Consider the following 13018-nt stretch of genomic DNA (forward strand, 5'->3'; position numbering starts at 1 on the left):
GTGGAATACACCTTCCTGTCGGCCACCGTGCTCCTCGTGCTGATTACGGATCCGCTCGGCAACATCCCGCTGTTCATCACGGCGATGCGGGACGTGCCGCGCGAGCGGCGCGTGAAGCTGATCCTGCGCGAGGTGGGGATCGCGTTCGTGATCCTGCTGTTCTTCATGGTGGTCGGCGACCGCTTTCTGCGGATGATGAGCCTCACCGACCTGTCGCTGCGGCTCGGCGGCGGGATCGTGCTGTTCCTGATCGCGCTGCGGATGATCTTTCCGCATCCGGACGGCGCGCTCGGCACCGATCCGCGCGCGGGCGGCGAGCCCTTCATCGTGCCGCTCGCGATTCCCGCGCTCGCCGGGCCGTCCGCGCTCGCGACGGTGATGCTGCTGACGTCGCAGGCGCCGGGCAAGATGTTCGAGTGGGTCGGCGCGCTGACGGTCACGATGATCGTCTGCGCGATCACGCTGGTGCTGGCCGAACGGATCCAGCAGTGGCTCGGCGAGCGGACCGTCGCGGCGTTCGAGCGGCTGATGGGCCTCGTGCTCGTCGCGATCTCGGTCGAGATGCTGCTGGCCGGCGTGCGGGCGTTCGTGCACCAGCTGTAGCACGGGCGGCGCGGCCGACAAAAAAGCGGCGCTCCGGGAAACCGGAGCGCCGCTTTTCTTTATTGCAGGCCGGGCAGTCAGACGTTCGCGGTCAGCGCGCGGATCGTCGGCAGGTTGCGCCAGTAGCCCTTCGCGTCCATCCCGCAGCCGAACACGTAGCGGTCGGGCACCGGGAAGCCGCAGAAGTCGGGATGCAGCGGTTTCGCCTTCGCGAGCGTCTTCTCGCACAGCACGGCGGACATGAAGCGCGTCGCGCCCATGTCGAGGATGCGGTCGCGGATCGCGGCCATCGTCTCGCCTTCGTCGAGGATGTCGTCGAGCACGAGCACGATCCGGTCCTTCACCGATTCGCGCGGCGCGACGCGCCAGTGCATCTCCGGGCTGCCCTGCGTCGTGTTGCGGTAGCGGGTCAGGTGGATGTAGTCGAATTCCAGCGGGAAATCGAGGCGCGGCAGCAGCATCCCGGTAAACACGGCGGCGCCGCCCATCACCGAAAGCACGAGCGGGAACGCGTCGCCGATCTCGGCGCGGATCGCGTCGGCCATCCGGGAGATCGAAGCATTGACGGCGTCTGCCGAGACGATCTCTTCGGAGTGGTCGAAAATGTGGAGGGCTTCTTCGCGGTTCATGTGTTCTGGCGAGCAGTCGGTATACAAATAAGAATGAAGCAGAACGGACGGCGCGCGCTACAGCAAAAACCCGCGCGCCGGCCGATGGGCGCGATCAGCGCATGCCGGGCATCATGCCCTTCAGGCCGCGCATCATCTTCTGCATGTTGCCGCCCTTCAGCTTCTTCATCATCGTACGCATCTGGTCGTACTGGTTCAGCATCCGGTTGACTTCCTGCACCGGCACACCCGCGCCGGCCGCAATGCGGCGCTTGCGCGTCGCCTTGATGATTTCGGGTTTCGCGCGCTCGGCGGGCGTCATCGAGCTGATGATGCCTTCCATCCGGCGGATCGACTTCTCGGCCTGGCCCATGTCGGCACCGGCCGCCGCCTGCTGGAATTGCGCGGGCAGCTTGTCCATCAGCGACGACAGGCCGCCCATGTTCTTCATCTGCGAGATCTGCGCGCGGAAATCGTTCAGGTCGAAGTCGCCGCCTTTCTTCACCTTGTCGGCGAGCTTCTGCGCGGCCTGCACGTCGACGCCGCGCTGCGCTTCCTCGACCAGCGCGAGGATGTCGCCCATGCCGAGGATCCGGTTCGCCATGCGATCCGGGTGGAACACCTCGAGGCCGTCGAGCTTTTCGGCGACACCGACGAACTTGATCGGCTTGCCCGTGATGTGGCGCACCGACAGCGCGGCACCGCCGCGCGAATCGCCGTCGAGCTTGGTCAGCACGACGCCGGTGAGCGGCAGCGTGTCGTTGAACGCCTTCGCGGTGTTGACCGCATCCTGGCCGAGCATCGCGTCGACGACGAACAGCGTTTCAGCCGGCTTTAGCGTGCCGTGCAGCGCGGCGATTTCCTGCATCATCGCCTCGTCGATACCGAGGCGGCCGGCCGTATCGACGATCAGCACGTCATGGTAGTGACGCTTCGCCCAGTCGACGGCCGCGACCGCGATGTCGACGGGCTTCTGGTCCGGCGTGGACGGGAAGAAGTCGGCGCCGACCTGTTCGCTCACCGTTTTCAACTGCATGATGGCGGCCGGGCGATACACGTCGCACGAGACCGTCAGCACCTTTTTCTTGTGCTTCTCGCGCAGCAGCTTCGCGAGCTTGCCGACGGTCGTGGTCTTGCCGGCGCCCTGCAGGCCCGCCATCAGGATCACGGCGGGCGGCGTGACCGCGAGGTTCAGCTCGGCGGCCTTGCCTTCGTAGTCGCCGCCGATCACGGCGGTCAGTTCCTTCTGGACCACGCCGACGAGCGCCTGACCCGGCGACAGGCTGCTGATCACTTCCTCGCCGAGCGCCTTTTCCTTGACCTTGGCGATGAATTCGCGCACGACGGGCAACGCGACGTCGGCCTCGAGCAGCGCGAGACGCACCTCGCGGAGCATTTCCTGGGTGTTCGCCTCGGTAAGCCGGGCCTCGCCGCGCAGCGTCTTGACGACGCGCGCCATCCGTTGAGTGAGATTGTCGAGCATGGGGAGCGTTGGACAGTGGGGCCCGAAGGCGCAACGGAACCGAACAAAGGGAGCCGTCGCGGGAAGGGGGCCTAGTGTAAACTTCGAACATGGATATTGTACTGTATGCCCTCACCGCATTCCTGTACGGCGGCCTCGCCGTCGCAGGCTGGCGCACGCACCGCCAAGGCGCGACGCCGCTCGTCGCGAGCGTGCCCGCCGTGCCGGTTCCGGCGTCCGCCGCGTCGGGGATGAGCGCGGCCGGCCGCGCGCTGCTGTTCGCGGCGCTCGTCGCGCACGGCGTGCTGCTGCACATGACGATCTTCCCGCACGACGCGATGATCTTCGGGTTCGCGTTCGCGTTGTCGGCGATGTTCTGGCTCGGCGCCGGCATCTACTGGATCGAGAGCTTCTTCTTCCCGCTCGACAGCCTGCGCCTGCTGGTGCTGCCGCTCGCATGCGGCGCGTCGCTGCTGCCGCTCCTGTTCGGCGGCGTGCGGGTGCTGCCTTATGCCGCGGCGCCGCTGTTCAAGATGCACTTCCTGATCGCGAATATCGCGTACGGCCTCTTTGCGATCGCCGCGCTGCACGCGGTCCTGATGCTGATGGTCGAGCGGCGCCTGCAGTCGCTCAGGAGCGGCGGGCGCGACGGTTCGACCGGCTGGATCGCGAGCTGGCTCGAAACGCTGCCGCCGCTGCTCACGCTCGAGAAGCTGCTGTTCCGCCTGATCGGCGCCGGCTTCGTGCTGCTGACGCTGACGCTCGCATCGGGGATCCTGTTCAGCGAGCAGGTCGATGCACGCGCGATGCGGCTTGATCACAAGACGGTGTTCGCGGTGCTGTCGTGGCTGATGTTCGGCGGCCTGCTGGTCGCCCGCAAGACGTCGGGCTGGCGCGGGCGCGGCGCCGCGCGCTGGGTGCTCGTGTCGTTCGCGGCGCTGCTGCTCGCGTATGTCGGCAGCCGGTTCGTTTTCGAGGTGCTGCTGCACCGCTCCGTGGTTTGAACGCAGGTTTCCGATGCGACAGATTCTTCTCCTGATTCTTCTTCTCTTCGCGGGCTCGTGGCTTGCGCGCAAGCTGCGCCAGGCCCAGGAGCAAGCGCACGCGCGCACCGGCCGCGGTGACGGCGCCGACGCGCCCGGTCACGGCGGCGCGGGTGCGGCACGCCCGAACGGCGGCACGCGCTCGCTGCCCGAACCGATGGTGCGCTGCGCGGAATGCGGCGTGCATGCGCCGAAGGGCGACGCCGTCGCCGCGGGCGGCGAATACTTCTGCAGCACCGACCATGCGCGGCGCCACGGCGCACGCGCGAGCGGCCACGACGCGCGATGAGCGACGCAGCGCCGCTGTCGGTCGACGCACACGGCTGGGTGCGCGAAGCGCGCCACGCGCCGTCGCCGAATTTCGAGGCGCGGCCCGCGGGCGCGGTGCCGACGCTCGTCGTCGTCCACAACATCAGCCTGCCGCCCGGCGAGTTCGGCGGCGACGCGATCGAGTCGCTGTTCCTGAATCGCCTCGATTGCGATGCGCATCCCTATTACCAGAGCCACCTGCGCGGCGTGCGCGTGTCCGCGCACTTCCTGATCCGCCGCGACGGCGAGCTCGTGCAGTTCGTGTCGTGCGACGAGCGCGCATGGCATGCGGGCTCGTCGGAGTTCTTCGGCCGGCCGCGCTGCAACGATTTCTCGATCGGCATCGAGCTCGAGGGCGCGGACGACGTGCCGTTCGACCCGGCGCAGTACGCGACGCTCGGCGTGCTCGCCCGCACGCTCGCCGCGCGCTACCCGATCGATGCGGTGGCCGGGCATTCCGACGTCGCGCCGGGCCGCAAGACCGACCCGGGTCCGCATTTCGATTGGCAACGCTTCGCAGGCGATGCCGGCTTTTCGGCCGAATACTTTCCTTTCCGTCAGCACTGAGCGCAGGGTTTTCGAGCGCGCGAAAAAAATTTTTCCGACCAATGCCTTGTCACGTCTGCGCCTGCGCGGGGCGGGGGTGATGTCAATACCTTCAGCGCAAATTATCCGTTTTGACCTCGTCCGAATGTCCACTATACTTGGTGCCAGTTGAGCGGTTCTGTACTAGATATAGTGTGTGTCGCAGGGGAAACCCGAGCGGCACCGGCCGGCGGCCAACGCCGGCGGACAGGGTTCTCAGGGCGGCGCGCCAGGGCCGGGCGGTCCGGGCGTCGCGATCAAGCGCAGCGAACTTCGACGGGGCAGGGGTACACATGACGAAGCACACGACCGGCTCGGTTGTCGCGCATCGACCGCACCGGCGTCCCCGCCGCATCGCTCGCCTCTTACCGCTCGCGCACTCCATCGCGCAGCGTTCGTTTTAATCCGCGGTTCTCTCCGCACCATCCAACACCAGGAGCTTTGCACATGCAAACCACCGACAACGCGACGTCCCAGTACGAGAGCGCCTCGAGCCGTCCGCTCGGCGGGACCGAACAGGGCGCGAAGGCGCTCGCGCCGCAGGCCACGTTCGCCGACTACAAGGTGATCCGCCGCAACGGCAGTGTGGTGTCGTTCGAGCCTTCGAAGATCGCGATCGCGGTGACCAAGGCTTTCCTGGCCGTCAACGGCGGGCAGGGCGCGGCATCGGCGCGCGTGCGCGAGCAGGTCGAGCAGCTCACGCACAACGTCGTGCGCGCGCTCGTGCGCAGCCGTCCGAACGGCGGTACGTTCCATATCGAAGACATCCAGGATCAGGTCGAACTGGCGCTGATGCGCGGCGGCGAGCATAACGTCGCGCGTGCGTACGTGCTGTATCGCGAGAAGCGCCACCTCGAGCGCCAGCACGCAGGCGAAGAAGCGGCCGCAGCGGGCGGCGAGGCGAGCGCGGGCATCAACGTGGTCGACAACGGCGTCACGCGCCCGCTCGACATGAACGCGCTGCGCGAGCTGATCGTGTCGTCATGCGCCGGTCTCGGCGCTGCGGTTAACTCTGAGCCGATCGTCGCGGAGACGGTGAAGAACCTGTACGACGGCGTGCCGATGAGCCAGGTCTACGACTCGGCGATCCTCGCGGCGCGCACGATGATCGAGAAGGACCCGGCGTACAGCCAGGTCACGGCCCGCATCCTGCTGCACACGATCCGCCGCGAGATCCTCGGCGAGGAAGTGCTCCAGGCCGAGATGGCGACCCGCTACACGGAATACTTCCCGCAGTTCCTGAAGCGCGGCGTCGATGCCGGCCTGCTCGACGACAAGCTGCTGCAGTTCGACCTGAAGCGTCTCGGCGAAGCGCTCGACGCGAACCGCGACCTGCAGTTCGGCTACCTCGGCCTGCAGACGCTGTACGACCGCTACTTCCTGCACGTCGAAGGCACCCGCATCGAAATGCCGCAGGCATTCTTCATGCGCGTCGCGATGGGCCTGTCGCTGAACGAGATCGACCGCGAAACGCGCGCGATCGAGTTCTACAACGTGCTGTCGAGCTTCGACTTCATGAGCTCGACGCCGACGCTGTTCAACTCGGGCACGCACCGCTCGCAGCTGTCGTCGTGCTACCTGACGACGGTCGCGGACGACCTCGACGGCATCTATGAAGCGCTGAAGGAAAACGCGCTGCTGTCGAAGTTCGCCGGCGGTCTCGGCAACGACTGGACCCGCGTGCGTGCGCTCGGCTCGCATATCAAGGGCACGAACGGCAAGTCGCAAGGCGTGGTGCCGTTCCTGAAGGTCGTCAACGACACGGCCGTCGCGGTCAACCAGGGCGGCAAGCGCAAGGGCGCGGTGTGCGCGTACCTCGAATCGTGGCACCTCGACATCGAGGAGTTCCTCGAGCTGCGCAAGAATACCGGCGACGATCGCCGCCGCACGCACGACATGAACACGGCGAACTGGATTCCCGACCTGTTCATGAAGCGCGTGATGGAAGGCGCCGACTGGACGCTGTTCTCGCCGTCGACCTGCCCGGATCTCCACGACAAGTTCGGCGCGGAGTTCGAGGCGGCTTACACGGCTTACGAAGACAAGGTCGCGCGCGGCGAGATCAAGCTGTTCAAGAAGATCCCGGCGCAGCAGCTCTGGCGCAAGATGCTCGGCATGCTGTTCGAAACGGGCCACCCGTGGATCACGTTCAAGGATCCGTGCAACGTGCGTTCGCCGCAGCAGCACGTCGGCGTCGTCCATTCGTCGAACCTGTGCACGGAAATCACGCTGAACACCAGCGACACCGAAATCGCGGTGTGCAACCTGGGCTCCGTGAACCTCGTCGCCCACCTGGTGAAGCAGGCCGACGGCAGCTACGCGCTCGACCACGACAAGCTCAAGCGCACGATCAGCGTCGCGATGCGCATGCTCGACAACGTGATCGACATCAACTACTACGCGGTGCCGAAGGCGCGTAACTCGAACCTGAAGCACCGTCCGGTCGGCATGGGCATCATGGGCTTCCAGGACTGCCTGCACCTGCTGCGCACGCCGTACGCGTCGGAAGCGGCGGTCGAGTTCGCCGATCGCTCGATGGAAGCGGTCTGCTACTACGCGTACTACGCGTCGACCGAGCTGGCCGAGGAACGCGGCCGCTACTCGAGCTACCGCGGCTCGCTGTGGGATCGCGGCATCCTCCCGCAGGACACGCTCAAGCTGCTGACGGAAGCACGCGGCGGCTACGTCGAGGTCGACACGTCGGAGTCGCTCGACTGGACGTCGCTGCGCTCGCGGATCGCGGCACACGGCATGCGCAACTCGAACTGCGTCGCGATCGCGCCGACGGCGACGATCTCGAACATCATCGGCGTGTCGGCGTGCATCGAGCCGACCTTCCAGAACCTGTACGTGAAGTCGAACCTGTCGGGCGAGTTCACGGTGGTCAACGAGTACCTCGTGCGCGACCTGAAGGAACGCGGCCTATGGGACGAAGTGATGGTCGCCGACCTGAAGTACTTCGACGGCATGCTGTCGCGCATCGACCGCATCCCGGCCGACCTCCGCGCGATCTACGCGACCGCGTTCGAAGTCGACCCGACGTGGCTGGTCGAAGCGGCATCGCGTCGCCAGAAGTGGATCGACCAGGCGCAGTCGCTGAACATCTACATGGGCGGCGCGTCGGGCAAGAAGCTCGACGAGGTCTACAAGCTCGCGTGGCTGCGCGGTCTGAAGACGACCTACTACCTCCGCACGATGGCGGCGACGCACGTCGAGAAGTCGACGGTCGCGCACGGCGCGCTGAACGCGGTGCCGACGGGCGGTGCGGGCGGCTCGAGCAGCGGCGGCGCGCAAGGCGCGGCAGGCGGTTTCGGTGCGGCAGGTGGCGATGCCTCGTCGGGCGCGGTCAATGCGGCAGCGGCGCTGGCGCCGGTCGAAGCAGACGGTCCGGTATGCACGATGCGTCCGGGCGATGCGGGTTTCGACGAGTGCGAAGCCTGCCAGTAACGCAGCGCGTATGAACTAAGGTTCGTGCGGCGCGCACGACAACCGATGGAGGTTGAAGTGTGCGCCGCTCTCAACTAAAAAAATGATAAGGAATCTGTAACGCGGCATTCGCGTTGCAGGCAGTGACGAGCGATCGAAACATCCCCGACGACGTCGCGTTTCGATCAGCGTTCGATGCGTCGAGCGCACCTCGCGATACATGTGCGACACGCGTCGCGCTCTGCATGAACGACGATGCGTTGCTCAAAGTGTTGTATCGAGGTCGCAACGCGAATCGAAAAAAGGATTTTTCGTGAGCGAACCCTTTTATCGCTCAGGAAAAGATGGTACAAACCGTTCTAAATTGATGGTGAGAATTTATGCTCAACTGGGATGACGAGAAGACTGCCGTAACCCCCGCGAGCGGAGCGCAGCAGAACGCGTTGCGCACCTCCGCTGGGATGGCTGTCGGACTGCAGGCGACAGCGCCTGCCGCCCATCAGGTCCGCGACATTTTCGAAGGCGATCTCGCGGTGCCGCCGCAAGCATCGGCTGTTCCCGCTGCGGGTTCGGAAGCGCGGGTCAACGTTGCGGACAAGCGCATCATCAACGGCCAGACTGACGTCAATCAGCTGGTGCCGTTCAAGTACAAGTGGGCGTGGGAAAAGTATCTGGCCGGTTGCGCGAACCACTGGATGCCGCAGGAAATCAACATGTCCCGCGACATCGCCCTGTGGAAGGACCCGAACGGTCTGACCGAGGACGAGCGCCGCATCGTCAAGCGCAACCTCGGCTTCTTCGTGACGGCCGATTCGCTCGCCGCGAACAACATCGTGCTCGGCACGTACCGCCACATCACGGCGCCCGAGTGCCGGCAGTTCCTGCTGCGCCAGGCGTTCGAAGAGGCGATCCACACGCACGCGTATCAATACATTGTCGAATCGCTCGGTCTCGACGAAGGCGAGATCTTCAACGCGTACCACGAGGTCACGTCGATCCGCGCGAAGGACGAATTCCTGATCCCGTTCATCCACACGCTGACGGATCCGGCCTTCAAGACCGGCACGCTCGAAGCGGACCAGAAGCTGCTGAAGTCGCTGATCGTGTTCGCCTGCATCATGGAAGGCCTGTTCTTCTACGTCGGCTTCACGCAGATCCTCGCGCTCGGCCGCCAGAACAAGATGACGGGTGCTGCAGAGCAATATCAGTACATCCTGCGCGACGAGTCGATGCACTGCAATTTCGGCATCGACCTGATCAATCAGATCAAGCTCGAGAACCCGCATCTCTGGACCGCGGAATTCCGCGCCGAGATCCGCGAGCTGTTCAAGCAGGCTGTCGAACTCGAATACCGCTACGCCGAGGACACCATGCCGCGCGGCGTGCTGGGTCTGAACGCGTCGATGTTCAAGAGCTATCTGCGCTTCATCAGCAACCGCCGTTGCCAGCAGATCGGCCTCGACCCGCTGTATCCGAACGAGGAAAACCCGTTCCCGTGGATGAGCGAGATGATCGACCTGAAGAAGGAACGCAACTTCTTCGAGACGCGTGTGATCGAGTATCAGACGGGCGGCGCGCTGTCCTGGGAATAACCCGCAGCAGCGAACCCGTCACATGATGTGAGCAGCCGGCGGCCTCTCGGCCCCGGCCCAAGGTTTAGGAGCAAGAACGCCTGATGCAAAGCATGCCCGGTGCCTTAACGGCCCAACGACATGATCGGCACTTTGCGAACCCTTCAGTGGGATGGGCAAACTTCCCTCCGGAAAAAGCGGACGGCCGTGTGGCGGTCTGCTTTATCAAGCGATTAGGGGTAGCGGCGCGAGGTGCGCCGGCTACCGACTTGATTTGGCGCGCGAGGCCATGGGGTCACGCGCGCCATACCGTATTCATTAGCGTAAGCGCGCGGTATCCGCGTACGCCGATGAATAGCCCGCTTCGAAGCGCACGTGCTGAACAGCGTCCGCGGGAAGCGGGTTTTGACGAAGGGTGTAGTTTGAACTGACTCTCATCTGAACCTGAAGGAGAACAACATGGCTACTGCCAAGAAAAAACCGGCTGCGAAGAAGGTTGCCGCCAAGAAGACCGTTGCGAAGAAGGCTGCTCCGGCCAAGAAGGCTGCCGCGGTGAAGAAGGTTGCTGCCAAGAAAGTCGCGGTGAAGAAGGTTGCCGCGAAGAAGGCAGCACCGGCGAAGAAGGCCGCTGCGAAGAAGGTCGCGGCCAAGAAGGTCGCAACGAAGAAGGTTGCAGCCAAGAAGGTCGCTGCGAAGAAAGTCGCGGTGAAGAAGGTTGCCGCGAAGAAGGCAGCACCGGCGAAGAAGGCCGCTGCGAAGAAGGTTGCAGCCAAGAAGGTCGCAACGAAGAAGGTTGCTGCGAAGAAGGCCGCACCGGCGAAGAAGGCTGCTGCGAAGAAGGCCGCGCCGGCGAAGAAGGCTGCCGCCAAAAAGGCTGCGCCTGCGAAGAAGGCTGCTGCGAAGAAGGCCGCGCCTGCCAAGAAGGCTGCCCCTGCGAAGAAGGCTGCCGCACCGAAGGCTGCTGCCCCGGCGAAGAAGGCTGCTGCTCCGAAGAAGGCCGTCGTGAAGAAGGCTGCACCGGCAACCACCGCGTCGACCGCATCGGTTGCGCCGGCATCGGGCGTGAAGACCGCGCTCAACCCGGCAGCGGCATGGCCGTTCCCGACCGGCAGCCGTCCGTAATCGCGGCTGGCCAGTACCACCCGGACACTCATGCGGTGTCCGTGGGTTGAGTAGCGCTACTCAATCGATCCCGCCATCTGGCTCAGGTGGCGGGATTTTTTTCGTCCGTATTCATCGAAGCGCCGACCCGCGGCCGGCGGCCGCCAGCGAATAGCGGACGAAAAAAAACGCATGTGCAGCTTCGCACATGCGTTCGACCGCGGCTTGCGCCGCGTGCTGAGGATGCTCGTTAGTGCGTGACGCGCGTGACGCCGCCGCTCGACAGCAGTCGCACACGCTCGCCGGCGCGGAACATTTCGCCGCTTGCCGCCTGCGTGATCGAGCGCAGGTCGCCGTTATCGAGGCGCACGGTGATTTCGACACCGTTCGCCGTGCCGAGGTTTTCGCCGACCGCATTGCCCGCGACCGCGCCGACGAGGCCGCCCGCGATGGCCGTCAGGATCGACCCCTTGCCGCCGCCGATCGCGCTGCCCGCGACCGCGCCGAGCGCGCCGCCGCCGAGCGTGCCGATCGCGCTGCCGCCGCCGTCGGACTGGATGCGCACCGCACGGACGCTTTCGACCGTACCCATGCGGACGGTCTGCTCGCGCTGCGCCTGACCGACGCTATAGACATCCGCCGAGCCCGGCGCCGTGAAGCAGCCGGCGAGCGTCAGCGTGGCGGTCAGCATGGCCGCGAGCGTGAGGGTTTTTTTGGTCAACATCTTTGCTCTCCCACAATATTCATTTGAGACTGTACCCGAAGGCAGCCTCGAAGCGCGCGTCGATTTCGGCGCGCGTCAGTGCGTAAGTCTGGGGCCCCTGGTGGGCAATCTTGATCGAGCCCATCAGGCTCGCGAGACGGCCCGTGGTTGCCCAGTCGAGGCCGTTCTCGATGCCGTACAGCAGGCCGCCCCGGAAGGCGTCGCCGCAGCCGGTCGGATCCACGACACGTTCTGCTTGCACGACCGGAATCTGTTCTTCGCCGTTTTTGTGAAGAATGGTCGAGCCGTGCTCGCCGCGCGTGATGATCAGCGCCTGAACCCGGCTGGCGATGTCCTGTTCGGACCAGCCCGTCTTGTCGCTGACGAGCTTGCCCTCGTAGTCGTTGACCGCGACAAAGGTCGCGAGTTCAATGATGCGGCGCAGCGTCGCACCGTCGAACAGCGGCAGGCCCTGGCCCGGATCGAAGACGAACGGGACGCCGGCCTTCGCGAACTGCTCGGCGTGCTGGACCATCCCGTCGAAGCCGTCCGGCGCGACGATGCCGAGCTTCACGCCCGCCACTTCGTCCGCGCGGTTCAGGTGCGACACCATCATCGCGCCCGGGTGGAATGCGGTGATCTGGTTGTTGTCGAGATCGGTCGTGATCATTGCCTGCGCGGTGTGCGTTTCGGGCACCACGCGCACGCTGGCCTTCGACAGGCCGAGGCTGTCGAGACGCTCGAGATAGCGATCGGCGTCGTTCGCGCCGACCGTCGCCATGATGCGCGCGTCGCCGCCGAGCATGTGCAGCGCGTAGGCGATGTTCCCCGCGCAACCGCCGAATTCGCGACGCATCGTCGGCACGAGGAAGCTCACGTTCAGAAGGTGAACCTGGTCGGGCAGGATGTGCTCGCGAAACCGGCCTTCGAAGGTCATGATGTTGTCGTAGGCGAGCGAGCCGCAAATCAGCGTAGTCAAGGCGTGCGTTCCTGTAGAGAGCAAAGGGGAGCGGCCACCCGACCGGCGCGCAGGCCGTCCGGCTTCGCGCGGCAGGGGGGTGGCAGCGGATTACTTCAGTGCGGCGAGCGCTGCGTCGTAGTTCGGCTCGTCCTTGATCTCGTCGACGAGTTGCGCGTGAATCACCTTGTCCTGCGCGTCGAGCACGACGACCGCGCGGGCCGTCAGGCCGTTCAGCGGGCCGCTCGTCACGTCGACGCCGTAGGCGTTCGCGAAGGCGCGGCCGCCGCGGAACGTCGAAGCCGTCACGACGTTCGCGAGGCCTTCGGTCGTGCAGAAGCGCGTGGCGGCGAACGGCAGGTCGCCCGACACGACGACCACGACCGTGTTGTCGAGCGACGACGCGGCTTCGTTGAACTTGCGGGTCGACGTCGCGCAGGTCGGCGTGTCGAGGCTCGGGACGATGTTCAGCACCTTGCGCTTGCCGGCGAAGCTGGCGAGCGACAGATCGGCGAGGTCCTTGCCGACCAGCTTGAAGTCGGGGGCTTGCGAGCCGACGGCCGGGAACGTGCCGGCGAGATCGATCGGGTTGCCACCCAGCGTAACTTTGCTCATGTTCGTGCTCCGAAATAGCGCGCCGCTGCGGCGC

Annotated in this window: 13 protein-coding genes; 8 read left to right on the forward strand and 5 right to left on the reverse strand. The window is 65.4% G+C overall.

The annotated features are described in order from the left end of the window. Entirely contained in the window at nt 1-603 is a 603-nt protein-coding gene (locus ABIC50_RS00225; protein WP_011655910.1) for a MarC family protein, read from the forward strand. 77 nt (nt 604-680) lie between these two features. Here the strand turns inward: ABIC50_RS00225 and ABIC50_RS00230 are convergent, their stop codons facing one another. Next, nucleotides 681-1232, reverse strand: a complete 552-nt coding sequence (locus ABIC50_RS00230) for a hypoxanthine-guanine phosphoribosyltransferase (RefSeq protein WP_006756843.1) — start codon at nt 1230-1232, stop codon at nt 681-683. A gap of 94 nt (nt 1233-1326) precedes the next feature. Further along, nucleotides 1327-2694 (reverse strand): signal recognition particle protein, encoded by a 1368-nt coding sequence (ffh, locus tag ABIC50_RS00235; protein ID WP_006752240.1) that lies wholly within the window; start codon nt 2692-2694, stop codon nt 1327-1329. Nucleotides 2695-2783: 89 nt separating this feature from the next. On the opposite strand from ffh, the gene ABIC50_RS00240 reads away from it, so the two are divergent. The 7 genes from ABIC50_RS00240 to ABIC50_RS00270 all read left to right on the forward strand — a co-directional run bounded on the left by ABIC50_RS00240 (nt 2784) and on the right by ABIC50_RS00270 (nt 10729). Beyond that, complete coding sequence (locus ABIC50_RS00240; RefSeq protein ID WP_105834690.1) at nt 2784-3677, forward strand: cytochrome C assembly family protein; 894 nt, start codon at nt 2784-2786, stop codon at nt 3675-3677. Between the two features lie 13 nt (nt 3678-3690). Next, entirely contained in the window at nt 3691-4005 is a 315-nt protein-coding gene (locus tag ABIC50_RS00245; RefSeq protein ID WP_011655912.1) for a PP0621 family protein, read from the forward strand. Beyond that, nucleotides 4002-4592 (forward strand): 1,6-anhydro-N-acetylmuramyl-L-alanine amidase AmpD, encoded by a 591-nt coding sequence (gene ampD / locus ABIC50_RS00250; RefSeq protein WP_011655913.1) that lies wholly within the window; start codon nt 4002-4004, stop codon nt 4590-4592. Before ABIC50_RS00245 ends, ampD begins: the two co-directional genes overlap by 4 nt. Before the next feature lie 465 nt (nt 4593-5057). Continuing rightward, complete coding sequence (locus tag ABIC50_RS00255; RefSeq protein ID WP_354160988.1) at nt 5058-8057, forward strand: ribonucleoside-diphosphate reductase subunit alpha; 3000 nt, start codon at nt 5058-5060, stop codon at nt 8055-8057. A 359-nt stretch (nt 8058-8416) separates the two neighbouring features. Continuing rightward, complete coding sequence (locus ABIC50_RS00260; RefSeq protein ID WP_011655915.1) at nt 8417-9628, forward strand: ribonucleotide-diphosphate reductase subunit beta; 1212 nt, start codon at nt 8417-8419, stop codon at nt 9626-9628. Between the two features lie 83 nt (nt 9629-9711). After that, nucleotides 9712-10038: a hypothetical protein gene (locus ABIC50_RS00265; protein WP_011655916.1), complete on the forward strand. Its 327-nt coding sequence runs from the start codon at nt 9712-9714 to the stop codon at nt 10036-10038. A 28-nt stretch (nt 10039-10066) separates the two neighbouring features. After that, entirely contained in the window at nt 10067-10729 is a 663-nt protein-coding gene (locus tag ABIC50_RS00270; RefSeq protein WP_011655917.1) for a histone H1-like DNA-binding protein, read from the forward strand. Nucleotides 10730-10958: 229 nt separating this feature from the next. Here the strand turns inward: ABIC50_RS00270 and ABIC50_RS00275 are convergent, their stop codons facing one another. The 3 genes from ABIC50_RS00275 to tpx all read right to left on the reverse strand — a co-directional run bounded on the left by ABIC50_RS00275 (nt 10959) and on the right by tpx (nt 12984). Then, nucleotides 10959-11432: an outer membrane lipoprotein gene (locus tag ABIC50_RS00275; protein ID WP_006752247.1), complete on the reverse strand. Its 474-nt coding sequence runs from the start codon at nt 11430-11432 to the stop codon at nt 10959-10961. 19 nt (nt 11433-11451) lie between these two features. Beyond that, nucleotides 11452-12390 (reverse strand): carbohydrate kinase family protein, encoded by a 939-nt coding sequence (locus ABIC50_RS00280; protein ID WP_012363046.1) that lies wholly within the window; start codon nt 12388-12390, stop codon nt 11452-11454. Between the two features lie 90 nt (nt 12391-12480). After that, nucleotides 12481-12984: a thiol peroxidase gene (gene tpx / locus ABIC50_RS00285; RefSeq protein ID WP_006758913.1), complete on the reverse strand. Its 504-nt coding sequence runs from the start codon at nt 12982-12984 to the stop codon at nt 12481-12483. Nucleotides 12985-13018 lie beyond the last annotated feature (34 nt).

This window comes from Burkholderia sp. 567 (assembly GCF_040545115.1).
GTDB lineage: Bacteria > Pseudomonadota > Gammaproteobacteria > Burkholderiales > Burkholderiaceae > Burkholderia > Burkholderia ambifaria.